This is a genomic window from Bacillus sp. AFS015802 (genome assembly GCF_002561455.1).
Classification (GTDB): domain Bacteria; phylum Bacillota; class Bacilli; order Bacillales; family Bacillaceae_B; genus Rossellomorea.
Genome location: NZ_NTUP01000012.1, coordinates 37,097 through 60,603, shown reverse-complemented (window position 1 = coordinate 60,603; position 23,507 = coordinate 37,097). Strand labels below are relative to the sequence as shown.

Sequence of the window (23,507 nt, the reverse complement as noted above, 5' to 3'; positions counted from 1 at the left end):
TCTATTTGGAATTCATTGCGTAGGAATCTCTTTCGGCGGAATCATGCGGGAAATGAGTTGAATCGTGCGGTATATGGGTTTTTCATGCAGGATATTCATTTATCATGCGTCATTTCAAATAATTATGCCGGGATGTCGAATTTTCTTTATTCGGAATCCCCCTGCATACCACACTTTTTCCTGAACAACAAAAGGCAGCACTGAAAACAGCGCCGCCCTCCATTATTAATCTCTATCCCTGGCCACCTGTGTATCCCGAATGTTTTTCTGAATGGTAATGGCCGCAAACAAACTAAGAACAAACGACATTCCATAAAATCCTTTTTCACTTAAGATGATACTTCCGGCGTTATAGAGTCCGATGGTCATCAAGGATACGGCTACAATGACGGCGAACCAGCTGAGCCCATAATAGATGCCCGACACAGGGATATCCTCTTCCTTGTCCCTTACTGCTTTTTGCAGGGATACAGCTGCATAGAGTCCGAATACCAATACTGCAAAGTAGTACCCCTTCTCATTTAGTTCCATTCCGGCATTGAACAAGCCGATCAAATATGCAGAAACTCCTATCACCAAAGCTGCCCAACTTGCCCCTTTAAATGCAGAAGTCGGTTCTCCTTCTTTTCTTTCCACCTTAATCTTCGGTTTCTTTTCATCGCTCTTCATTAACGGATTTTCATTCAACTCAGACATTGGCCGCTCCCCTTTACTGTCGCAGGTCGATACACTGCTTCTGTAAACAATTATAGCAATTTTTTACAGATTTTGTTCAGTATTATGAAATAAATTCTTCCATATTCAAAGTGCTGATCACCTTATTAATCTATTCAAAATTTGGTTCATTTTTCTTCAATAATAAGTATTTCCCTCCTAACAAGACGGCGCATTCCCTTGCACTTTTCGTCCAATACCATTAAAGTATATACTGGTTGGAATCCATCCTAACCGGGAATGGATAACAGTAAAGCATCTTACTTTTTAATTTTGGGAACACGCTTCCCTAAAGGAAAGGGTTTAAATAGAGTATGAAAGAAAATTTCTGGCATGAGTTGCCTAAGCCATTTTTTGTTCTGGCACCGATGGAAGCCGTGACCGATGTCGTTTTTCGTCATGTGGTAAGTGAAGCGGCGAGACCTGACGTGTTTTTTACAGAATTTACAAATACAGAAAGCTACTGTCATCCGAAAGGAAAAGACAGCGTACGCGGGCGTCTGACGTTCACGGAAGACGAACAGCCGATCGTCGCCCATATCTGGGGGGACAAGCCAGAATACTTCCGTCAAACGAGTATCGGTGTGGCTAAAATGGGCTTTCGCGGAATCGACATCAATATGGGATGCCCCGTGCACAATGTTGCAGCGAATGGAAAAGGATCCGGCCTGATCCGCCGCCCGGATGTCGCAGCGGAAATCATCCAGGCAGCGAAAGCAGGGGGACTTCCCGTCAGTGTGAAGACACGCCTTGGTTATACGAAAGTCGAAGAATGGCACGACTGGCTGAAACACTTGTTGGAACAGGACATCGTCAATCTTTCCATCCATCTCCGGACGAAAAAGGAAATGAGTGACGTTGATGCTCACTGGGAGCTGATTCCGGAGATCAAGAAACTTCGTGACGAAATCGCTCCTCATACCCTACTGACCATCAATGGAGATATCCCTGACCGTCAGAAGGGCCTTGAACTCGCGGAGAAATACGGAGTGGACGGCATCATGATCGGACGTGGAATCTTCCATAATCCGTTCGCTTTCGAAGTGGAGAAGAAAGAGCATACGAGCCAGGAACTGCTTGATCTTCTTCGACTGCAGCTCGACCTGCATGATCAATACTCCGAAGAATTGGAGCCTCGTCAGTTCAAACCGCTTCGCCGCTTCTTTAAGATTTACGTACGCGGATTCCGGGGAGCGAGTGAGCTGAGAAATCGTCTGATGGAAACAGAAACCACGGATGAAGTTCGGGCTCTGCTTGATGAGTATGCAGATCGATTGGTACAGGAAGAAGAAGGGTTTTCGATTTCTTAGGAAAGCCTATGCTATAAAAAGAATAAGATCCCATTACCATTGTGACCCGGTAAATTGGGATCTTATTCTTTTTTCTTTTATTCTATTTTCCATAATAAATCTTAACCTGCGAAAGGTATTCAGCGATCCCTTTCTGTTTTCTGTTGATTACATTACCATGTTAACCTGGAACCCTTTATTTCTTCTTCCCACATATCCTTTAGTTCCTGTATCGTATTTGTTGACAAACTTCCCTCTGATGCTGATATATTCTGATTTAATTGCTGAATATTTCTTGCTCCCGGGATAATCGTTGACACTTCGGAGTACGAAAGAATATAACGTAGTGCTGATTGCACCATTGAACTATCGTTTCCCAGTATCCGACGTACTTTTTCGACTAACTTTCCTCTTCTTTGAATCTCATCTTCACTCCATCTGCTTCTAATTCCACTGAATGTACTTTGGCCATCATACTTACCGGTAAGCCAGCCTGAATCCAGAGGCACCTTCACAATAACCCCAACCCCTTGGTTTTGAGCTGACTTCATTGCAGCAGCTGGTTCTTGATGGAATAAGTTAAACATAACCTCAATGATCTGACTATCCGTCTTATTTAGTAATTCATACATCTCTTCTCCAGTATCAACCGAAGCTCCAAACGCTCTGATTTTCCCTTGTCTTTTCAGATTGTTCAGCACTTCAAATTGAGGGGAGTTCCCATCAAGGCTTGAGAATGGAGGATTATGAAGCAGAAGGCTATCAAGATACTCCGTATTTAAGCGTCTTAAACTGTCTTCCACTGATAAAACCAATTGATCAGGATCAAAGTTTTGCTCATCATCGGGGTGGTGGCCACACTTACTGCTGATCACCACTTGATCTCTTTTTCCCTCGAAGGCTTTTCCAAGAAGCTCTTCACTTTTACCCGATCCATAGTTAGGAGCAGTATCAAAAAAATTGCACCCCGAATCCATAGCTTTTTCAACTAAATAAATAGCTTCATCATCGGTCATTTTCCCCCAGTCTTTCTGGTTGCCTAATTGCCATGCGCCAAACCCTATTTCCGATACCTGAATGCCTGTACTTCCGAGGTTGCGTTTTTTCATTTTATTCACCCTTTTTCTTTTCTTCTATTATTGATGAAAATAGATACACAGATCAGGAGATTTAAAATATGATAGGGAACCGGAACGCCCATTAGTATTTAGGTTTCTTTACTTCCCGACGATCGCATCCATCACCCAGTTGGTTCGCGAACCAGAATCTCCCGTACTAGGACACCGGACGCCACCCTCGGTCAGCTCTTTCACGATTGTTTCCACAAGGGGCTGGTGAACATGGAGAGGGCGTTCAAAACTCCATTGCTCTATCCCTTCGTTTGTCGTCAACGTGACGGGATCATCTCCAAAAGTAGAAAAGGTGATTTTCCCCTTGCTGCCGACTATCTCATTCATGTCCACATCTTCAAAAGCCGTGAAGCACCATTTTCCGGTACCTTGAACGCCAGAGGAAAATTGATATGTACCTGTCACAATATCTTCGGCCTGATAATAGCCCCCTTGATTCGATGCAAACCCTTTTGCTTCTTGAATGGGTCCGAGCAGAAAATCAAGAATATCGAGGGTATGGCTGGCCAGGTCAAAAAACAATCCTCCTCCGGCAACAGCAGGTTGAACGCGCCAAGGAAGATGTTCCGCATCTTTTACATCCTCACCCGCTTTTTGATATTGAGTCGAGGAGACAAAGCGAACATCTCCAATCCTCCCTTGATCTAGTAATTCTTTTATTTTCAAAAAGCGCTCCTGTGCCCGGCGATAGTAAGCTACATACAACGGAACCCCTGCCCTCTTACACGCAGCGATCATCTCATTGCATTCATCGAAATCACGAGCCATTGGCTTCTCGACATATACAGGTTTCCCGGCAGCTGCAGCCTGAAGGGTATATCCCATATGAGAACCTGGTGGCGTAGCAATGTAAATCGCATCCACCTCTGGATCGTGAATGAGCTTTTCGGCATCATCGTACCACTTAGGGACCCGGTGCCTTTCTGCATAATCCCTTGCCAGTTCACCCGTCCTCCGCATGACTGCCACAAGTTCCGAGTTTTTAACCTTTTGAAAGGCCGGGCCACTCTTCTTTTCTGTCACATCTCCGCAGCCGATGATCCCCCACCGGACTTTATTGTATGTCATGGCTTGGTTCCTCCTATTTGGTTCGTCTCTATTCATCATACCTGAACTCACATACGTTGGCCGCAATTAGTTGCTTATTTCCCTCTCCTTAGCCGATATAAAACAAATAAGAGAAAGAACCATAAAGGAGTCAACAATAACGCCGGACGGGTCGCCTCAGAAAACAGCATGATCAACAGAATCACAGCAAACAATGTCAGCACCACGTAGTTCATCAATGGAGTGAAGGGTGCCTTGAAGGTTGATTTCAAGTGTAGTTGTGGCCGTGTTTTCTTGTACTTTATATGGCATATGAGAATGATGCCCCAAACCCAGATAAAACAAATCGCACTAATGGTTGTAACGATTTGAAAGGCTTGACCTGGTATAATTTCACTTAAAAGAGCTCCCGCTGATATGACCAGTGTCGACAAAAATAATCCGTTACTTGGTACATGATTACGATTCAGTTTGGCCAATTGAGACGGACCTTGATTGTGATTGCTTAAATTATAAAGAATCCGGCTTGTGGAAAACATTCCACTGTTACAAGCAGAAGCGGCCGACGTTAAAACGACAAAATTAATGATTCCCGCAGCAAGCGGGATCCCTACTAAACTAAATGTCTTCACAAATGGACTTTCTGAAGCATTAAGTTCCACCCACGGGTTAATACATAACAGGACAATAAGCGCCCCAACATAGAAAAATAAAATTCGTAAAGGAATTTTATTAATGGCGGATGGGATGTTTTTTTCTGGATTAGATGTTTCCGCTGCCGACACACCGACTAATTCCACACCCACATAGGCAAATACGACCATCTGGAATGAAAGCAAGAAGCCTGAGATTCCGTTCGGGAAAAATCCTCCATGTTCCCAAAGGTTATGAACCGTAACCGATCCCGCATTTGTCTTAAAACCCATGACCAGCAAAATGGCCCCTAGTACAATCAACCCCAGAATCGTCATGACCTTGATTAAAGCAAACCAAAATTCCAATTCTCCAAAGAGCTTTACCGTTAGCAGATTCAATCCTAACAAAATGATGACACAGATGAGTGCAGGCACCCACTGTGGAATGTCGAACCAATAGTTCACATACACACCAACAGCAATCACATCAGCCATAGCCGTCATGATCCAACAGAACCAATACGTCCAGCCCGTTACAAAGGAAGCCCAAGGGCCCAGATACTCTTCAGCAATATCTGTTAACGATTGATAACCCGCTTTCGACAACAGCAGCTCCCCAAGTGATCTCATCACGAAAAAAAGGGCAATACCCACAATTAAATAAGCAAAGATGATGGAGGGACCTGCAAGCTGTATCGCTTTCCCGGAACCTAAGAACAGCCCCGTACCAATCGTTCCCCCGATGGCAATCAGCTGAACGTGTCGATTTGATAGATCCCTCTTTAATTCTCGTTGTTCCAACCTTAACTCCTCCTTACAACCAATAAAATGAAGCACTTCAACAAATGAGCACAAAAAAAGAGATTGGATGGGCTCCAATCTCGCGGTCATAAGAATAACAAATATCATTTGGCATGAGCACATACCAAAAAAAATCCGATACTCTTCTGTCCTTTTGCCTGAGATAATGAACCCTTCGGCGCCGCGGATCTTCCGCGGTCTCTCCAGAAGCTGCTCCTGCTATGGGATGATCCATAGCAATCATAGCTTTCTATTATTTATATTTTCTGTTCATCGTTCCACTGTCGAATAGTTGATAATTTTAAGGGGTGATATAGATTTTGTCAACCGGATGGATTGGTTATGGTGCTGCTCTTTGCAACAATATGAATTCAGGGTCACCTCTGGGTTCATATTGAGCGGAGGTAAATTAATCGGAATTTTTCCGGTTATATAAAGGTTGGACCTCGATTTTGGGGTATTTAAGCGGAATTTTTCCGGTTAAACATAGGAATTTTTCATATTTTCTCGTTTTTTATGTCAATAGGCGGAATTACTCCGTCTATTTAAGCTAATTCAAACTAAATTTACTGATTAGACGGAATTTTTCCGTCTATTGATTAGATTGTGTGTTTAACCTGATCCCCTAAGCGATAAGAGCGGATTCTCTTGACCCCAGATTCGGGAATCAACATTTTTTTTTCAACTAGTTGAGTAAGTAACTTTTTCACCGTCTTGTCAGTTCGCTTCAAATACTTTTCAACTTCCATTGGGGATATCGCTTTCCCTTTTCGAATCGCTAATCGCAGCACTTCCTTTTCAGCATAGGATAGAGTGAACTGGTCAAGCTCATCACCTAGCCGTCGCCCAATCACTTGCTGAACAACCTGTTGACATCGACGAGGTTTTTCTTTCACTTGGTCATATGAAAATCGGATGACAGTCCACCCGTCAATCACCAACTGGTTTTGACGTTCCAGACTATCGGAAAATTGCCATCTGCTTATGTTTTTTAAGTGAGGGCCATACCCGTCGACCTCAAAGCAAATCCTGATGGCTTGACGAATATAAGCAAAATCTAAATACGGTTTTCCATCCTTAAAATCATTGACTTCAAATTCTGGATGAAGATAACGAAAATGATAGAATGAAGGCCACCAAACCTGCTTCAAAAACAGCATTTCAGCCTGGCTGTGACCTTCTTGTAAACGCCTCAATCGTTCCCCGTTTCTTTCCTGAAAGTGAGCATTCATAAAAGCCTGGTACTCTTCATCAAATCCCACAGCAATCCTCCTAAATAATCAGCAAACATTAGCCAATTCATCAAAAAAATATTAGTTCGTTCTTTCCTCAATTTCTTCTACTAAACCTTTATCTACCTCTCAATTGGAACCATAAAACCATATTCAGGTGCTCCATACTTGGCAATCATCTTTTTCCGATACTCTTCAAAAGATAATTGAAAATGTTCCGGTGGGTTGCCGAATAGGATAGTAAATTCTCCGTTTTTGAAAGACATTAAATAGCTTTTCTCCTGGTTAACATTCTCCTCCATAAGTGATTCCATTAACTCTTCCAATTGCTCATCTGTTAGGCTATCGCTCAACTTCACTTTTTTGCAGTTTCCATCTTTATTTTCCAATACAAACATACCGTGTCCTTCACATTCCTCTTCCTTGTACTTAAAAGAGTTTTCAGTATATTTTTCTATTGTTTTGGTGGAATAATAGCCGCACACCCCACAAAAAATGTACTTCTCATCAGTTTTGTAATAATCGTCTACATAAGCAGAACGTCCACAACTGGGGCATTGAATAGCATACATAATCGATGCCAAAAAGGAATCATCTCCCTTAATTAATTATTTTAATTTCGGACAGTTTTTTAAAATGAATGAGTGTAAAATCTAGAGGGGGAAAAGGTTTAATGTGGTTTCAACTGGAGAGAGATTAAAAAGCAAATAAGGATATCAAGGAGTAGTTAAGTAAGAAGAAATGTGAGGAAAGAACTACTTTTAGTCTAAAAGAATTTTTTCATTTGTCAATCTAATTTATCTTCACTTCAACAATACCTCCCTTCACATTTCTATTTGCCTTTTGCCTCCCCAGCAAGTAGGAGAGGCATTGGACTTACAACTTCATTCACTTATGATACGGTTCACCCCGATTAATCCGAAACGCCCGATAAATCTGCTCCACCAGTATCAATCTCATCAGCTGATGGGGGAAGGTCATCTTGGAAAACGAAAGCGTCTCATTCGACCGTTTGATGACTTCATCACTGAGTCCCAATGATCCGCCTATCACAAACGCTACTTTGCTTTTACCATACGTTGCAAGCTTGTCCAGGTTATCAGCGAGCTCTTCTGAAGATTGCATTTTCCCTTGAATGGCAAGGGCGATGACATGATGGTCCGGCGAGATCTTCGCTAAGATCCGTTCCCCTTCTTTATTCTTCACCTGCTCCATTTCAGCGTCACTCAATACTTCAGGGGCTTTTTCATCTGCCAGCTCCACAATATCGATCTTTGCGTACGCACCAAGGCGTTTCACATATTCGCCGATGCCCTGTTTTAAATATTTTTCTTTCAGCTTTCCAACCGTTACTATTGTGATGTTCACTATCCACACTCGCTTTACAAACAATTTACAAACACGTTATCCACAGAAATTATCCACATATCCACAATGCCCATCTTCATATGGTATGGGAATATTAGTTCGCCACTATATATACTGCGTTATTCCCACAATATTCACAGGTTGTGGATAACTTCTTGTCTTCAGAAAGCTCCGTTAGTTGAGGCGCTACCTCATGCTCATCGACGACAATATCCATGGCTAATTCCACATGCTCCAAACAGCAGTAAATCATGTTGTTTCCTCCCTAAATGTAGTTTATATACTTATCCACAATCATCATATCATGTAAAGAAAAAGCAGGAAAGGGCGCATCGCCTTCCTGCTTTTCACTTTATCCACATTCTATAATCGGGATTCATCCGTCAGTTTCATCGTGACTTCTTTCTTTTTGCCATCCCGGTAGATGGTGACTTTCATTTGATCGTTCACTTCTTTTTTATTGTATAGGTGCTTCCTGAGATCAATTACATTCTGGATTTTCTCACCGTCAAGTTCTGTGATGACATCAAGTTCTTGCAAACCAGCTTGAGCAGCAGGTGAATTCGGAACGGTTTGTCTGATCATGACACCATAATTGATATCCTTCGGCAGTTTTAACGTTTCCTGCTGATGGTAAGCAGAGATCTGGTTGACGTCTTCAAGGGTGACACCCATTGCCGGACGCTTCACTTCACCATATTGCTCAAGATCTTCAATGATGGGTCTGGCTGAATTGATTGGGATGGCAAGTCCAATACCTTCAACGGCTTCCTGGGCGATCTTCATGGAGTTGATTCCGACCAGCTGACCGGAAATATTGATAAGGGCTCCACCGCTGTTCCCCGGGTTGATGGCTGCGTCGGTTTGCAGAACCTCAGCATTCCAATCCTCCATGCCATCCTGATTGATGTCGACAGGAATCGTTCTCTCCACACCAGATACGACACCCTGCGTAACGGAACCTGAGAATTGGAGTCCAAGGGGATTCCCGATGGCGATGACAGGCTCACCCGCTTTCAGTTCATCCGAATTTCCAAACTCGGCAATATCCTCCTTCTTGATCTTGCTTCCATCAATTTCAATGACGGCAAGGTCTGTCCAAACGTCAGTACCACGAAGCTTGGCAGGAACCTTTGTACCGTCAGCAAGGGTAACCTCCAGTTGATCAGCACCTTCTACCACATGATTATTCGTCACGATATAAACGGTTTTTCCTTCTTTTTTATACATGACCCCTGATCCCGTTCCTGCCTGCTGATCCTGAGTTTGTCCACCACCCTGACCCCAGAAGCTCTGGGATTGGATGTTCGTGATGCCCACCACGGAGTCTCCGGTCTTCTCAACCGCCTTCGTCACATCCGTCGTCACATTGACAGACACATTCTGAGTGGTTCCATTGTGGTAATCTTGGTCGGTTTCTTTCAAATCCTGATCCGGTTGAACCGAATAGGGCAATATATCAAAGTTCGTCAGCTGAGGAATGGCAACAACTACGAGAATCGCTCCAAGGATGACTCCCAACAAACCGGCAAGAAACATCCCGCCCCGGTTTCCCTTTTGTCTCCCGGTCCTTCCTTCCGAGTTATTACCGTCATAATATCCCATGTATCTTCATCCTTTCTACCAGCTATTCCTTTTGTTATTTTATCTTTCCAAGCCCGATTATAGTCAGGTTAAATTAAAAAATGATGAAAAAAAGGTAAGAATTTCATAATGGCATATCAAAAGCGGAGGCGGCTTGACCAGAGGCGACAAGCATATGACGAGAACATCGGAAAGGCGCTCTTTGCCTTTTTGATGTTCTTGACATATGACCTCGAGCCTCTAGCCGCCGGAGCTCGACGACACCAAAAGCGGAGGCGGCTTGACCAGAGGCGACACCCAAATGAGAAAGCCAGTCAGACATATGTCACTCTATGTAAACACAAAAAGGTGAAGACCAATAGTCCTCACCTTTTTGATACCATTCAGGGAGAAATCATAAACATTTGAACCGGTTTAAATCGCAACTAATGGTGTTGGCACTTTAGGGTCCGTATCAAATAGATCGATTTGTTCTCCTACTATGATTCCTTTTGATTCGAGTGTTTGGGTGACACTCATCCTTGCCAGGTCCTTCATATTGTTGTCCAGGCTCAGATGGGCCAGGTAAATCCCTTTTGTGTTATCTCCCATCACATCACTCATCGCAATGGCCGCGTCCTCATTGGATACATGTCCGTAATCACTGAGGATCCGGCGCTTGATATTCCATGGGTAGCGGCCCATTCGGAGCATTCCTACATCGTGGTTGCTTTCAAATACATAGGCATCGGCATTCGAGATGATCCCTTTCATCCTGTCGCTTACATACCCTGTATCGGTGACCAGAACAAGCTTCTTATCTCCGTGATGGAAGATATAAAACATCGGTTCGGCCGCATCGTGTGATACACCGAAGGACTCGATGCTCAGTCCCCCGAAGTGCTTAGCCGTTTCCATATCAAAGGAAAACTTCTGCTCTGTATCGATTTTCCCCACTAATCCGTCCATCGCATTCCAGGTCTTATCGTTGGCATAGATCGGCAGCTTGTACTTTCTCGCCAATACGCCGATCCCTTTAATATGGTCACTATGCTCATGGGTGACGAGGATCCCCGACAAATCTTCAATCTTTCGGTCGATCTGGCTGAACAACCCTTCCATCTGTTTGCCGCTTAATCCGGCATCGACAAGGAAAGAATGCTCCTCTGACTCGACAAATATTGCATTTCCTGTACTGCCGCTGGCAAGTACACTAAAATGCATCGTCATAACGCTCACTCCAATGTTTCTTTTTCTGGTTTGTTAATCTCTACAATCTGTGCTTCCACTGCATTGATAAATAAATCTTCTTTCTTTCCATCTTTTTCAACAATGAAATGCCAGGTTGGTGCCAACACTTGATAATCATCAAGTTCGAGGGTTGAATATCCCAGGCTTGGAACCTCGGTGATTTCACTGCCATTGTCAATTTCATTGTTTTCCACAAGGTACCTGAGGGCATCAAATGGGGTCACGAGCTTTTTCTTTCCGGTGGATTCTTTCAGGTTTTCCAACAGTGTTTGTTTGTAAGAGACAATTTCCCTGTCTGTATTTAAATAGAGAATCAATTTGCCGTTTGTATTATTAAAAATTTTCCGGTCGTTGTACGTCTGAAAATAGACGAGGGTCTGATCTTCCTTATTATATTTCCAAAAGCTGTACTGCTCTCCACTGATGATTTTATCTTTTAGAAAGCCCTTCAATTCTGCCGGAGAAAAATTTTCATTAATGGGAAAAGGTTCCTTCAAAGTTGAATTGATCGTACTCTCATTTACAGCATTGACTTCCTGAGCAGTTAGCTTTTCAAGGTCTTTTTCACTGAATTTTTTTTTGCTGGCACTGATAATCGCATCTTTTACAGGCTCTTTTGACAGCTTTGGCGGATACTGTATATTAGCCGCTTTTAACGTTTCTTCAAAGGAAGTCTGTTCTAAAGTAGCAGGATTGCTCGCCCTGATTTTATTCATGAATATAGTCAGGAGAAAAATATCCAGAACCAGAAAGACGATAATGAAAATGCTCTTTGTTTTACTCCAATCCATCTTTTAGAATCCCTCCAGTTCTTCCAGTGGGACCCTTATCCAATTTCCACTAAACTTGTAGTACCAGGAAGGCTCAAATATTAAGAATTTCCTATTGGATTCATTGGTATCCCTGGTCATCTTATATCCAACGACAATGTCCTCGATCTCTTCCAATTCTTTCGGGCTATTCTTCTTCAACGCATACAGTACAGAGGCACCAGAAGGAAGCTGCACATCTCTGATGGCGTTTTTCGACACCATATCCAGTGTATAGTACGGCCGTTCATACTTGCTGATGGAATTACTTCCCCATTCTTGGGTGAGTTCAGCCATATTATTCTCATTAAAGACCGGATGGTTCTCCATAAATAGCCTGTACACAATCTTGTTTTCTACAGAACTGATGGAATAAAAATGATAGTCATCCGTCCATCCCCCGTGATCATTGACGAATTTCATGCTTTTCTGAAATAGAGTAGCAGGTGGCATGGAGGTATCAATATCGACAGATAAATTTATATACGAAAGAGTACTGTATTCTTCATCCGTCTTCATAACGCTCGGTATATTAATAAAGGTATTCTTTTTTACTTCAACATTATTCGGATCGCTGAATAGGGCTTTCTGAAAATCTCCTAAAGAGAGTGTATCAGCGTAAAACCGATAGCTTTTATACTCTTTCGGTGATCTGGGCAGAAATATATTTTTCTTAGAGTTCAAGGGCTGCTCAATATACTCATCATAAGAAGCGACCTGTTTCAAGAAACTTTTCTCGAATTTTTGTAAGCTTTCCGCATTGACGCGGCATTCATAAAAGTACTTCTTCCCGGAATCAAGGGATGCAAAATAAATCGTCCCCGTATCGGAGTTGACTGTATTCAAATCGATTACAATACGGTCGAATGAAGCAGCGGGAATATTTTTATCTTCGAAATGAATGACGCGGTAAACGGATAGAGGCACAGGATCAGGGAATACAATCTCAACTTTCTTTGCACCCTGAATAATAGATTTCATCTCATCTTTGGAATATTGATTTGAGTAATCTTTTAAATCAAACAGCGTCCAACTACTCAATCCTTTTATGACACTGTTCATCTCCTTACCATCAAGCGTTCCTACGGTTTTGTTAGCAGAATGATAAAAAAGTTGATACGGTTTGATCAACATCTTCGAAAGATTTGTCTCTTCAATCTTTTCTCCAACAGAAACATCAAAGGTTTCATTACTATCAATCGTGTCATACCCGGGTTGATACGTCCAAAGATTAAAGGTTAGAAAAATGCTTAGGCACACTAGTAAGGTTAAGACTATCGATTTTATTTTTTCGTATTTCATGACCATTCATCCTCTTGTCCGACTTCATATGGGAGGGTAAAGATGATCGTCGTGCCTTTCCCTTCCGTGCTGGTCGCCCACACATCACCACCGTGTGCTGAAATCATTTCTTTCGCAATCGCAAGACCGAGACCCGTACCACCCATTTGCCTTGTTCTGGCTTTATCCACACGGTAGAAACGTTCAAAGATTTTTTCTAAGTTTTCCTTAGGAATACCTAACCCTTGATCTGACACGCTGATTTCAATGTAACCATCTTTTTCTTTTACTTTAAACGTAATCGTTCCACCCTCAGGGGAATATTTCAATGCATTGGAAATGATATTATCTAACACCTGAGTGATTTTATCCTGATCCACTTCTACAAACAAAGCCTTATCTGGTAAAAAGCGTTGAAATGTCACATTAATATTTTTCGTCATTTCAAATCGGTCGATGATTTTGTGGAAAAAGAGAATAAAGTCGACCCAATCTTTATTAAATCGATAGTCTTTGCTATCCATTTTAGAAAGTTGCAAGAGATCATTGACCAGCCTGATCATTCTTTCGGTTTCGTTTTGCGTGACATCCAGGAATTGTGGGGCGATATTTTCATCCTGCCATGCTCCTTCAGCAAGCGCCTCTAAGTAACTTCTCATCGTTGTAAGTGGCGTTCTTAGCTCATGGGATACATTGGCTACGAATTCCCTCCGCTCCAGGTCAATCTTCTCCTGTTCCGTAATATCATGTAATACGGCGATCAGACCGTTTACAAACCCGGTTTCTTTTTGAATAATAGAGAAATTAGCCCTCAGGATATATGGTTTATCCTTTGTGCTATAGTCTAAAATGATGGACTCCTGTTCATTGGACAGGTCATCAAACGTATATTCCTCATCCAGTCCCAATAATGAAACGATGGGTTGGGAAACAACTGTTTCACGTGAAACATTCAACATGCTCGCTGCAGGGTCGTTGATAAGGATGACCCTACCCTTTCGATCGGTGGCGATGACTCCATCGGTCATATAAGAGAGGACGGATGAAAGCTTTCTGCGTTCTCCTTCTGTCGTTGCCTGAGCTTCCTGGAGGCGCTTTGTCAAATTGTTAAACGTGATGGCAAGTTGACCAATCTCATCATATCCATACACTTTAACTTTTCTGGAAAAATTCCCTTTCGCCATAGCCAGCGCCTGTTTCCGCATATCTGAAATCGGCCTGGTGACGGTTTGAGCCAATAAGACGCCCAGAATAGCTGTTATGACCAGGGCAATCAGGGTACCGTTGGTAAAAATTTTATTAATATCGTTCATTTGGTCATAGACCCTCTCAATTTCACCAACGATATAAATGGCACCAATCACTTCATTGTTTGATTCAATCGGTTTCGCATGCACCCAAATACGGTCATGTGTTTGATTATCAACATACGTATTTTCAGAAGTAACACCCAGGGCAAGTACCCTTTTCACATCTTTATCAGACGTCACTCTGTTTACAAGCTTTTGATTATTTGGATCAGAAGTCCCGATGATACGTTTTCGATTATCAATGACCCGGATTTCAGCGATATCTGAATTCTTGCTGCTGTCTTCTAATATTCTTCTAATGTCTTCTTCCAGCGTAGGGTCATCCTCCCCACGCTCCTTCACCATTTCTTCTCTGATCGTGTACTCTAATAATTCTACCCGGTTGGTAATGGAAGATTGGAAGTTCTCTACAAGCTTCTGCTCAAGTTCCCGCACAAAATAAACCCCGATGATCTGCATGGCGAGAAGGATGAGCAGGACGTAGATCAGAACAAATTTCAAATGAATCGAACGGGTTAAGCCAACTTTCTTCATTCCATCTTACTCCTGTTCAGGATTTCGTAGGTAATAACCGACTCCTCTACGTGTTACGATCCAGGTAGGGTGACTTGGGTTATCTTCAATTTTCTCACGAAGGCGTCTGACGGTCACATCGACTGTACGCACATCCCCGTAGTAATCATATCCCCAAACAGTTTGAAGTAAATGCTCACGGGTCATGACTTGTCCGATATGCTTCGCTAAATAATGAAGGAGCTCGAACTCACGGTGCGTCAGTTCAATCGTTTCTCCTCTTTTCGAAACAACGTAGGCATCCGGATGAATCGTCAATGATCCAACGGTTATCTCATTATTCTCATCCTCGACGTTTTGCTGCGCTCCATGCTGATGGCGTCTCAGGTTGGCTTTCACCCTTGCAATCAGTTCACGGGTACTGAAAGGCTTTGTCACATAATCATCCGCCCCAAGTTCCAATCCCAAAACTTTATCAATTTCAGAGTCTTTCGCTGTCAACATGATAATCGGCATTTCGTACTTCTTCCTGATCTCACGGCACACTTCCATTCCATCGCGGTTCGGAAGCATAATATCAAGAAGGACAAGATCCGGCTTGATTTCCTCCGCCATCTTGACTGCTTCATCGCCGTCATACGCACAATGAACCTCATAGCCTTCCTTTTTCAAATTGAACTGTAATATATCTGCAATTGGTTTCTCATCGTCAACGACTAATATTTTCTTTTCCATGTCAATAGATCTCCTTTTAGAAAAAAGTAATGTATCATATAAAGTTGTGATTAGTATAAGAGTCTTCCTTTAAATTTATCACTTTCTCCATATTAATTCATCTTTAACTCTATCATACCCTTTATTTCCATGCTTGTTGACTACAATCTAAATATAACAAAGGGGACTGACAAATAAAATGATTGTGTCAGTCCCATGCTTGATTGCCTCTATTTGATTATAGTACATCCAATGGATTGATCATCGATCCATTTTTGTATACTTCGATATGAAGGTGAACACCCGTTGCCTCACCGGTTTCCCCCATGATACCGAGCTTTTGCCCTCTTTCGACCGTCTGACCGGCTGAAACAGAGATGGAGTCCAGATGAGCATAGATGGTCTTATACCCATTTCCATGATCGATCACGACTTTATTTCCATAACCGCCATCGTCCCAGCCTGCTGAAACGACTCTTCCGTTATCAACGGATTTGATCGTGCGGTCACTAGGGCGGGCAATGTCAATCCCTTTATGCATTTTCCCCCATCTAGGTCCTTGTTTAGAGGAAATGTACCCGCCATTCGTCGGCCATGCAAAACTTCCCGAACCTCTTGATGGAGTGGCTTTCGTTCCTTTGATGACGATATACTTCACTGGATCTTTCAGTTTCTTTTCTTCTTTTACATTTTTCTTTATTTGAGAACCATTTACTTCTGTCGTTTCAAACGTAACGGATTTCTCACCATCTTGACCTTCTTGCTTCACTTTTGTATCGCCTTTATTCATTGAGGAGTCTTCCACTACTTCTTTTTCATAGGCGATCTTTTCAATCTTATTGGCTTCTTTTCTAACAAGAACGTGAACAAGCGGCTCATATACGGTCACGTTTAGCTCCGAGCCTATTTTCAGCGCACCGTCTTCCTTAACGCCTTCATTAAGCTCCAATAATTTACCGGTCGTCAACGAATGATCTTCAGCAATCGTGCTTAACGCATCGCCTTCTTGAACCTTGTATTTCTTCTCTTCTAAAGCACCTTTTTCAAGGAAATCAGCCGCTTCTTGAGGCGACATGAGCTCTTCCGGCTTCACCTGTGCCTTTTTGACGTCAACACTCTCTTTAAAAGAAATGTCTAATAAACGCGTTTCATTTTCTTTTAAAGCGGGTAAAGAAGTGGTTGAAGAATCCTTTTTTCTCGCTTCCCATTCGTTCAGTTCTTCTTCTGATACATAGTTAAGCTTAAAGGTTTTCAAAGCTTCTTCAGCAGCTTTTTCGTCTTTTACATAAGCAACCGGTTTATTATTCACAACCAAAGCAAACGCATTTGCTTCGATGGATACGGATTGATTCAAGCTTTCAATGACCTGTTGATTATTCGTTTTGACAGCTGTAAATACATTCTCTGGTATGTACGTTACCTCATGATCAAAATCAACCTGGTAGTCTTTATACTCTTTCTTCGCATTCTCAAGCTTTGCACCCAAAACAGCCTTTACTTCGTCCTGACTCGTAACGGCCCCTACATACTCATCCCCCATGTAGACATGATAGATGGTTTGCAACTCTTCTTCGGATCCGGTGCTGGCCGCCGCAGAAGAAAACGTTAAAGTGGTAAGAGCGAGGGTCGTCATTCCCACTCGTTTCGCAAATCGAGTTGATCTATGTCGAATATTAAATTTTTTATATTTTTCTAAAATGGGTGATAACTTCTCTCCAAAACTCATTGACTTGCCTCCTATAAACTAAAGCAAAAATCCCAGTTAAAGGTAGTTCATTAAGCCTAATTTAGTAAATTCTATAAAATTCGTACTTTACTAATTTACCATAATTCGACGAAATCCGGGACACAGAATCATGATTGTAATATAACTGTATAATTTGTCAGAAAATATCCTTTTGCCTTTCAGAGGATGATCCGCGTCATAGTGGGAATTTAATGGGTATAAAGGTGGGTTCGTGATCGAAATAGGAATGGTAAAAATTAGAGGGAATCCGGTGGTTTATGTTACACGTATGTTACAAAGACATAATAAAAAAGTACTACGAGAGTCAAAGTCGTCGCAGTACTTTTTGTAAGATGGCTCAGGACGGAATCGAACCGCCGACACATGGATTTTCAGTCCATTGCTCTACCAACTGAGCTACTGAGCCATATAGTTTTCGGCTTCCGCTAAGCTTCGAATCTCTTCGTCAGCTCACTCAGTCACATCCTCACGTATGTAAAATACGCTCCGGTGTTCCTTCAATCGCTTCCTCGACCTTCTCGCTTATCGAAACCCTTTTCCATTTCATGAATATCAGATATGAAAATGGCGGTCCGGACGGGACTCGAACCCGCGACCTCCTGCGTGACAGGCAGGCATTCTAACCAACTGAACTACCGGACCAAAGCTTTTTGCGTTAGCAAAATATGTTTCTATGTAATCTATTTCCAAATAATGATATCTCGTAAACCAGCAATCTATCATTCAGGAAATAAAAATGACCCATACGGGATTCGAACCCGTGTTACCGCCGTGAAAGGGCGGTGTCTTAACCGCTTGACCAATGGGCCATAAAAAAATGGTGAGCCATGAAGGATTCGAACCTTCGACCCTCTGATTAAAAGTCAGATGCTCTACCAACTGAGCTAATGGCTCTCTAAGTATATATAAACACGAATAGATAAGCTTGATCAAAGCCTCTTTCGTGACAACGAAATTAATATTATCACAGGATGATTGTCGAGGGCAACAGTTTTTTTGGTTTTTATGTCGAAAATTATTTCTCGGGGAATAATTTGGTGGGAATTCAATCATAAAGTGGATTCCTACCAATATTCCACATAAAAAAAGACCCGCCACCAGAGCAACAAACCGCTCCAACAGCAGATCCCCCTATCTCACACATAGTCTTACATCAATACGTCAAACTGGCCGCCACAATCAATCCCACTACAATAGCAGCGGAGAACAGGCTGAATCCGATGGCGATGTTTCCTTCTTCAACTTTCTTCGCTAAGTTCGTACGCGGTGTCAGGACGTACTCGATGATCCAATAGGCGATGACCTGGGTCGCAATTCCGATCAGTCCCCAGATGAACGCATCAAGCAGGTTAAGGCTGTTCGCCCATACTGTGTAGATGACGACGGCGAGTCCGATGGCTTTACCCCAAAGTTTCAGGGCTACGGCGATATTTCCTTCTCTGATCAGGGTCGCCTCAGAGAATTTGGTGGTGAAGGCGAAGACGGTAACGCCTAGGATCATGAGTCCAAGGCCGGTTCCGACGTGGGCCAGAAAGCTGAGTAGGGCTTCACTTGTTATGATTTGCATGTGTTTCTCTCCTTTTTATTTCTCCTGTATTCCTACAGGCAGAAAGTATGATTCATTATCGGTGATGGCGTTTCCGGCTCGTATGCCGATGGCACCGGGGTTGCCGTTGATGATGAAGCTTCCGACCATCAGGCTTGCTTCTTTCTCCCCTTCATCGGTTGTGATCACCGAGACAGGAAGTGGGCAAAATTTTTGATAGACAGGGAGGGTCTGTTTATAGGTTTCGTTCTTATCTTCAAGCAGCACTTTCCCGGTCGCTTCCAGGATCTTGACCGTGTCTCCTTCGCGTCCGAATGCCGGTTTTTGCACATAGGTCAGCCCGTCTTCTTCAAACGTTTCAGAGTCAAGGTAGGTTGGAAGGAAGTAGCGTTCGATCCACCGGTGTTCTTGTTCGGTGAAAAAGGGGCTTCCTTCTTCATGCAGCCCCCAAATGAGTGCCTGCACCCCTTTTGATTGCAGTAAAAAGGATGAGGGAGGGTTCAGGATCGCCAGCTTTTTCTCCACTGCCATTTGCAGCAGTTCCTGACCGACCTTCTCTTTCGTCATTGGATCCCTATCGTCCACGAGGTGCTCAACCGGATAGGTTTGCCGGTATAAAACATCGATCCGCTCGCCGTCTGGAGTGTATAGGCCATCATCCCGAATTTGCAGCCGATCCAGACTGACATATTCTGAAGGGACCCCGGCAAGCTCCTGGATATATCTTGTCGTCAGGTAGTCTTCTTCGTGGTCAACATGAGAAGTGAAGACGATTTTCGCTTCTCCTTCTCTTTGAAGGGACTTCCAGGAGGATAAGAGACCCCGTTTCAATTCTTTGGCTAATTGCTCTTCCATCCCAACATTTGGATTGGGACAATCAAAATACCGACATACTTTTTCATTCACGTGATAGAGCTCTTTGATAAAGGTGGGCGTGTCACTATTAAATTCTAATAGTTTGATTTCTCCTTCTCCCACCACAAAATCGAAGCGTCCGATGATACATTCTTGCGGGATGGATTTAAACGTTATATAAGAAAGGGATTCCTCAGGGTATCCAAGTTCCAGGAGAGTATCATCTTCCAATTCCCGAAGCAGATCCGCTGTTTTATCAAAGATGGCGTACACTCGCTTAGATGCTTCCCGGATTTCTGAAACAGTTTCACGTGTTTCCATTTTTATATCCAATAAGGCATACTCCATATCATATAAATTATGCCAAAATGCAGATATATCCTTGTAAAAATCGGTTCTTTTTTCACGGTGAGAGGCTGTCATATTATCCTCCGAATCCACCTTTGGAGCCGCTTCCGATTCCTGATTTATAGCTTTTGGAGTAGGATTTGTATTTTGAGAAATTTCTCAGGCCCGCTTTATTTTTGAACATTCTTCCCGCAAAGTAATAGTAGCCGAAGTTGGATGAGCGGTCATCATCGCAATAATAGGTGCCACTTTCGTCATCCCAGTCCCAGTCGTCACAGTCTACATCCGTCGGTTCCGGTGGGAGGTCCTGATTTCCGCAGCCAGTGACAGATATCGCCATGACGGATGCGGCCACTCCAGCCATCATTTTTTTCGTTTTATTCATCTTCTTTCCTCCTCCAGTTTATATCCCGTCGCTTTCACATAGAGTAAATACACATAGCGATCTTCATCGATTTCAGCAGAGTCACGTTCCCATTCGACCCCATCTATATAGTAATAAACGGAACCGATGACACTTAGGATATCCAGATGATAATCATGGTGTTCTATTTTCAGAATGGGATGATTTTTCCGCTGATTTAATTCCCGTATTTCCAGTACCAGTCGCTCTGGAGGGAACAAAGGATCCTTCAGTGGTTCCTCTTCATACGTTTCAACGTATATGATGAACAGATTCCCTTCCACGGCAGATGAGAGCTGTCGGTAGGTGACCCCTTCCTTCACGAAGAACTCACATTCCCTTCTTGCGAGGATTTGTTCAAGTTCTATATCGGGGTAGTGATAGATGGGTTCAAAGGTGTCGTTTCCCTTTCTCAATCGATACTCTAATATCGGTTCTTTCATTAAATGGCATCCTCCTATTATGTTTTCTTTAAACTATACGAACCAGTGAGGAAAAGGTTTCATTTTCCATTCGTTCATTGGTATGATTGAACTATGATTTTTTTATAAGGAGGGTACGTATGATCATTTTCCAAAGACTTTGGAAGCAGATTACGAAGATGGACTTCGGTTTCATTCTTCTATTATCCCTGATTATCATCCTGTTTGGAACCTTTGGCAGTCATTTATTGGAACCAGAAACGTTTCCATCGCTCTTTGACGGGTTCTGGTGGACGATGACGACCTTGACGACTGTCGGATATGGGGATTATTTTCCCGTTTCGGTGGAGGGACGGATGCTTGGGATTTTCCTCTTCATCTTCGGGATCGGGATCATCGGGGTGCTGATCAGTAAAACCGTTGATTCGATCACCACGTTTCAGAAATTCAAAAGGGAGGGAAAGCTAGTGTATACATATGAAGATCATTATATTTACATCAATTGGTCTAAAAAAACGGAAAGGGCAATTGAAGAAATTCTTGCCCATGTACCCGATGCTGAGATCGTCCTCATTGATATGCTTTCCATCACGCCGATCGAGCATGAGCAGGTCCATTTCATCCAGGGAGACCCTTCCGATGAAAACGTGTTGCTGAAGGCGAATATCTTTGAAGCGAAACGTGTGGCGATCTTCTCCGATTCGAAAATCGAGGACCCTTCCCTGGTGGATGGTAAGACCTTGCTGATTGCCTCAGCCGTTGAAGGGTTATCTAAAACGCATCAAAGGGAAGTCCATACCATTGTGGAAGTATCGGAGGACCGGCATATCCCTAAGTTCCAGCACATTGCCGTTGAGGACTTTATTTTATCCAATGACTCCGTTTCCCTTCTCATGGCAAAAGCGACCCTTCACCCTGGAACGACGAATTTGTTCAGACAACTACTCAGTAAGCGGTATGGGAATAACATTCATGAATTCAAGGTGCAAGAAAATTGGAAGACGATCAAACAGGCATCCGAGGAGCTTCTTGAAAAAGGGGCCATCCTTCTCGCTGTGAATGATAATATGGATTTCTCCGATGCCATGAACAGGGAGCTGCATCCAAAGGATACCCTCTATGTCGTATGTCATGACCGGGTATATGAGCAATTGAACCAATAAAAAAACTCTTAGCCTACACGTAGGCTAAGAGTTTTTTTGTATCATTAATTCGGGCTCCATACGCTGCGAACCACATTCGTTTGAGAACGGTCAGGGCCGACAGAGAAGATGGAAAGAGGGATACCAGTCAATTGAGATACGCGCTCTAAGTAGTGACGAGCGTTCTCAGGAAGATCCGACAGCGTCTTGCATCCTGTGATGTCTTCCGTCCAGCCTGGAAGCTCTTCATATACAGGCTCACATTCAGCCAGGATGTTCAGGTTAGCCGGGAACTCTTCCATGACTTCACCTTTGTATTGGTAAGCTACACAGATCTTCAATGTTTCGATTCCTGTCAGGACGTCGATCGAATTCAGTGAAAGATCCGTTAACCCGCTGACACGGCGGGCGTGACGCACAACCACACTGTCGAACCAGCCGACACGACGGGGGCGTCCAGTCGTTGTACCGTATTCACGGCCGACTTCACGGATTTGATCTCCGATTTCATTGTTTAATTCAGTAGGGAAAGGTCCGTCCCCAACACGTGTTGTGTATGCTTTTGATACTCCGACTACGTGATTGATTTTTGTTGGGCCTACTCCGGAACCGATCGTTACTCCACCAGCTACCGGATTTGAAGACGTGACAAACGGGTATGTACCTTGATCGATATCAAGCATAACCCCTTGAGCTCCTTCGAATAGAACACGGCGTCCGTTATCGATGGCATCGTTTAATACAACGGATGTATCGACAACATAGTGCTTGATCTGTTGACCGTATTCATAGTACTCATCCAGGATGTCATCAATGTTGAAGCCTTCTGTTTCATAGAACTTTTCGAAAAGGCGGTTTTTCTCTTCAAGATTACGTGCAAGCTTTTCTTCGAACGATTGACGATCCAGAAGATCTGCGATTCGGATTCCGACACGTGCTGCTTTATCCATATAAGCAGGACCGATTCCTTTTTTCGTTGTACCGATTTTATTGGCACCTTTACGTTCTTCATCAATTTCATCCAGTTTCAAGTGGTATGGAAGAATCACGTGTGCACGATTGCTGATTCTAAGGTTGTCTGTTTTCACATCACGATCGTGAAGATATTTCAACTCTTTTACTAGAGCTTTCGGATCGACAACCATCCCATTTCCGATGACGGATGTTTTTTCATTATAGAATATACCTGATGGAATTAAGTGTAATTTATATGTTTCACCGTCAAACTTAATCGTATGACCCGCGTTGTTCCCACCTTGGTAACGCGCGATAACTTCTGCATGTTCAGAAAGGAAGTCAGTGATCTTTCCTTTTCCTTCGTCTCCCCATTGCGTTCCTACTACTACTACTGAAGACATATTAAGCACCTCCGACGGGAATTAGTATT

The 23,507-nt window shown here is 43.0% G+C and carries 22 protein-coding genes, 4 tRNA genes and 1 riboswitch; of the genes, 2 read left to right on the top strand and 24 right to left on the bottom strand.

All coding sequences use genetic code 11. The annotated features are described in order from the left end of the window. Positions 1-225: 225 nt before the first annotated feature. On the bottom strand, positions 226-696 hold the full coding sequence (gene yiaA / locus CN378_RS08115) for an inner membrane protein YiaA (protein ID WP_034764842.1): 471 nt from the start codon (positions 694-696) through the stop codon (positions 226-228). Between the two features lie 332 nt (positions 697-1,028). On the opposite strand from yiaA, the gene CN378_RS08110 reads away from it, so the two are divergent. After that, a complete protein-coding gene (locus CN378_RS08110; protein WP_098351393.1) occupies positions 1,029-2,024 on the top strand; it encodes a tRNA dihydrouridine synthase in 996 nt (331 codons plus the stop codon). A gap of 152 nt (positions 2,025-2,176) precedes the next feature. Here the strand turns inward: CN378_RS08110 and CN378_RS08105 are convergent, their stop codons facing one another. The 22 genes from CN378_RS08105 to CN378_RS07995 form a co-directional block, all read right to left on the bottom strand. Continuing rightward, positions 2,177-3,112, bottom strand: coding sequence for an aldo/keto reductase (locus CN378_RS08105; RefSeq protein ID WP_098351392.1), 936 nt, complete (start codon positions 3,110-3,112; stop codon positions 2,177-2,179). A gap of 108 nt (positions 3,113-3,220) precedes the next feature. Then, entirely contained in the window at positions 3,221-4,201 is a 981-nt protein-coding gene (locus tag CN378_RS08100; RefSeq protein WP_098351391.1) for a Gfo/Idh/MocA family protein, read from the bottom strand. Between the two features lie 74 nt (positions 4,202-4,275). Then, complete coding sequence (locus CN378_RS08095; RefSeq protein WP_098351390.1) at positions 4,276-5,616, bottom strand: amino acid permease; 1,341 nt, start codon at positions 5,614-5,616, stop codon at positions 4,276-4,278. A 136-nt stretch (positions 5,617-5,752) separates the two neighbouring features. Beyond that, a riboswitch (glycine riboswitch) is annotated at positions 5,753-5,833 on the bottom strand. A gap of 382 nt (positions 5,834-6,215) precedes the next feature. Beyond that, positions 6,216-6,878: a hypothetical protein gene (locus tag CN378_RS08090; protein WP_098351389.1), complete on the bottom strand. Its 663-nt coding sequence runs from the start codon at positions 6,876-6,878 to the stop codon at positions 6,216-6,218. A 92-nt stretch (positions 6,879-6,970) separates the two neighbouring features. Next, positions 6,971-7,432 (bottom strand): hypothetical protein, encoded by a 462-nt coding sequence (locus CN378_RS08085; protein WP_098351388.1) that lies wholly within the window; start codon positions 7,430-7,432, stop codon positions 6,971-6,973. A 304-nt stretch (positions 7,433-7,736) separates the two neighbouring features. Beyond that, a complete protein-coding gene (gene rlmH, locus CN378_RS08080) occupies positions 7,737-8,216 on the bottom strand; it encodes a 23S rRNA (pseudouridine(1915)-N(3))-methyltransferase RlmH (RefSeq protein ID WP_098351387.1) in 480 nt (159 codons plus the stop codon). 94 nt (positions 8,217-8,310) lie between these two features. Continuing rightward, on the bottom strand, positions 8,311-8,469 hold the full coding sequence (locus CN378_RS08075; RefSeq protein WP_079532410.1) for a CxxH/CxxC protein: 159 nt from the start codon (positions 8,467-8,469) through the stop codon (positions 8,311-8,313). Between the two features lie 110 nt (positions 8,470-8,579). Next, the gene (locus CN378_RS08070; protein ID WP_098351386.1) at positions 8,580-9,821 is read right to left on the bottom strand and encodes a S1C family serine protease; all 1,242 of its coding nucleotides are present in this window, start codon (positions 9,819-9,821) and stop codon (positions 8,580-8,582) included. 393 nt (positions 9,822-10,214) lie between these two features. Next, complete coding sequence (locus CN378_RS08060) at positions 10,215-11,009, bottom strand: MBL fold metallo-hydrolase (protein WP_098351384.1); 795 nt, start codon at positions 11,007-11,009, stop codon at positions 10,215-10,217. A gap of 5 nt (positions 11,010-11,014) precedes the next feature. Continuing rightward, positions 11,015-11,821 (bottom strand): two-component system regulatory protein YycI, encoded by an 807-nt coding sequence (locus tag CN378_RS08055; RefSeq protein WP_098351383.1) that lies wholly within the window; start codon positions 11,819-11,821, stop codon positions 11,015-11,017. A gap of 3 nt (positions 11,822-11,824) precedes the next feature. Continuing rightward, positions 11,825-13,141: a YycH family regulatory protein gene (locus tag CN378_RS08050; protein ID WP_179884848.1), complete on the bottom strand. Its 1,317-nt coding sequence runs from the start codon at positions 13,139-13,141 to the stop codon at positions 11,825-11,827. Then, positions 13,138-14,964: a cell wall metabolism sensor histidine kinase WalK gene (gene walK, locus CN378_RS08045; RefSeq protein WP_098351381.1), complete on the bottom strand. Its 1,827-nt coding sequence runs from the start codon at positions 14,962-14,964 to the stop codon at positions 13,138-13,140. Before walK ends, CN378_RS08050 begins: the two co-directional genes overlap by 4 nt. Before the next feature lie 6 nt (positions 14,965-14,970). Next, on the bottom strand, positions 14,971-15,678 hold the full coding sequence (gene yycF, locus CN378_RS08040) for a response regulator YycF (protein WP_098351380.1): 708 nt from the start codon (positions 15,676-15,678) through the stop codon (positions 14,971-14,973). Between the two features lie 217 nt (positions 15,679-15,895). Beyond that, complete coding sequence (locus CN378_RS08035; RefSeq protein ID WP_098351379.1) at positions 15,896-17,383, bottom strand: M23 family metallopeptidase; 1,488 nt, start codon at positions 17,381-17,383, stop codon at positions 15,896-15,898. Between the two features lie 354 nt (positions 17,384-17,737). After that, positions 17,738-17,810, bottom strand: a tRNA-Phe gene (locus CN378_RS08030). Between the two features lie 159 nt (positions 17,811-17,969). Beyond that, positions 17,970-18,046: transfer RNA gene (locus CN378_RS08025), tRNA-Asp, on the bottom strand. A 95-nt stretch (positions 18,047-18,141) separates the two neighbouring features. Beyond that, a tRNA-Glu gene (locus CN378_RS08020) sits at positions 18,142-18,213 on the bottom strand. Between the two features lie 9 nt (positions 18,214-18,222). Then, positions 18,223-18,298, bottom strand: a tRNA-Lys gene (locus CN378_RS08015). Positions 18,299-18,557: 259 nt separating this feature from the next. After that, positions 18,558-18,971, bottom strand: coding sequence for a DUF350 domain-containing protein (locus tag CN378_RS08010; protein WP_098351378.1), 414 nt, complete (start codon positions 18,969-18,971; stop codon positions 18,558-18,560). Between the two features lie 15 nt (positions 18,972-18,986). Further along, the gene (locus CN378_RS08005; protein WP_368731157.1) at positions 18,987-20,138 is read right to left on the bottom strand and encodes a glutathionylspermidine synthase family protein; all 1,152 of its coding nucleotides are present in this window, start codon (positions 20,136-20,138) and stop codon (positions 18,987-18,989) included. Between the two features lie 91 nt (positions 20,139-20,229). Further along, positions 20,230-20,538: a hypothetical protein gene (locus tag CN378_RS08000; RefSeq protein ID WP_098351376.1), complete on the bottom strand. Its 309-nt coding sequence runs from the start codon at positions 20,536-20,538 to the stop codon at positions 20,230-20,232. Next, the gene (locus CN378_RS07995; RefSeq protein WP_098351375.1) at positions 20,535-20,999 is read right to left on the bottom strand and encodes a hypothetical protein; all 465 of its coding nucleotides are present in this window, start codon (positions 20,997-20,999) and stop codon (positions 20,535-20,537) included. Before CN378_RS07995 ends, CN378_RS08000 begins: the two co-directional genes overlap by 4 nt. Positions 21,000-21,118: 119 nt before the next feature. On the opposite strand from CN378_RS07995, the gene CN378_RS07990 reads away from it, so the two are divergent. Continuing rightward, positions 21,119-22,141, top strand: coding sequence for a potassium channel family protein (locus CN378_RS07990; protein WP_142323588.1), 1,023 nt, complete (start codon positions 21,119-21,121; stop codon positions 22,139-22,141). Positions 22,142-22,185: 44 nt separating this feature from the next. On the opposite strand, the gene CN378_RS07985 is transcribed toward CN378_RS07990, so the two are convergent. Continuing rightward, positions 22,186-23,478 carry an adenylosuccinate synthase gene (locus tag CN378_RS07985; protein ID WP_098351374.1) on the bottom strand — a complete coding sequence of 431 codons (1,293 nt, stop codon included), beginning with the start codon at positions 23,476-23,478 and terminating at the stop codon, positions 22,186-22,188. Positions 23,479-23,507 lie beyond the last annotated feature (29 nt).

Bases quoted from the DNA above. Each gene is read 5' to 3' on its own strand.
- yiaA (WP_034764842.1), bottom strand. From the start codon at position 696: ATGTCTGAGTTGAATGAAAATCCGTTAATGAAGAGCGATGAAAAGAAA.
- CN378_RS08110 (WP_098351393.1), top strand. From the start codon at position 1,029: ATGAAAGAAAATTTCTGGCATGAGTTGCCTAAGCCATTTTTTGTTCTG.
- CN378_RS08105 (WP_098351392.1), bottom strand. From the start codon at position 3,112: ATGAAAAAACGCAACCTCGGAAGTACAGGCATTCAGGTATCGGAAATA.
- CN378_RS08100 (WP_098351391.1), bottom strand. From the start codon at position 4,201: ATGACATACAATAAAGTCCGGTGGGGGATCATCGGCTGCGGAGATGTG.
- CN378_RS08075 (WP_079532410.1), bottom strand. From the start codon at position 8,469: ATGATTTACTGCTGTTTGGAGCATGTGGAATTAGCCATGGATATTGTC.
- CN378_RS08070 (WP_098351386.1), bottom strand. From the start codon at position 9,821: ATGGGATATTATGACGGTAATAACTCGGAAGGAAGGACCGGGAGACAA.
- CN378_RS08060 (WP_098351384.1), bottom strand. From the start codon at position 11,009: ATGACGATGCATTTTAGTGTACTTGCCAGCGGCAGTACAGGAAATGCA.
- CN378_RS08055 (WP_098351383.1), bottom strand. From the start codon at position 11,821: ATGGATTGGAGTAAAACAAAGAGCATTTTCATTATCGTCTTTCTGGTT.
- CN378_RS08050 (WP_179884848.1), bottom strand. From the start codon at position 13,141: ATGAAATACGAAAAAATAAAATCGATAGTCTTAACCTTACTAGTGTGC.
- walK (WP_098351381.1), bottom strand. From the start codon at position 14,964: ATGAAGAAAGTTGGCTTAACCCGTTCGATTCATTTGAAATTTGTTCTG.
- yycF (WP_098351380.1), bottom strand. From the start codon at position 15,678: ATGGAAAAGAAAATATTAGTCGTTGACGATGAGAAACCAATTGCAGAT.
- CN378_RS08035 (WP_098351379.1), bottom strand. From the start codon at position 17,383: ATGAGTTTTGGAGAGAAGTTATCACCCATTTTAGAAAAATATAAAAAA.
- CN378_RS08010 (WP_098351378.1), bottom strand. From the start codon at position 18,971: ATGCAAATCATAACAAGTGAAGCCCTACTCAGCTTTCTGGCCCACGTC.
- CN378_RS08000 (WP_098351376.1), bottom strand. From the start codon at position 20,538: ATGAATAAAACGAAAAAAATGATGGCTGGAGTGGCCGCATCCGTCATG.
- CN378_RS07995 (WP_098351375.1), bottom strand. From the start codon at position 20,999: ATGAAAGAACCGATATTAGAGTATCGATTGAGAAAGGGAAACGACACC.
- CN378_RS07990 (WP_142323588.1), top strand. From the start codon at position 21,119: ATGATCATTTTCCAAAGACTTTGGAAGCAGATTACGAAGATGGACTTC.
- CN378_RS07985 (WP_098351374.1), bottom strand. From the start codon at position 23,478: ATGTCTTCAGTAGTAGTAGTAGGAACGCAATGGGGAGACGAAGGAAAA.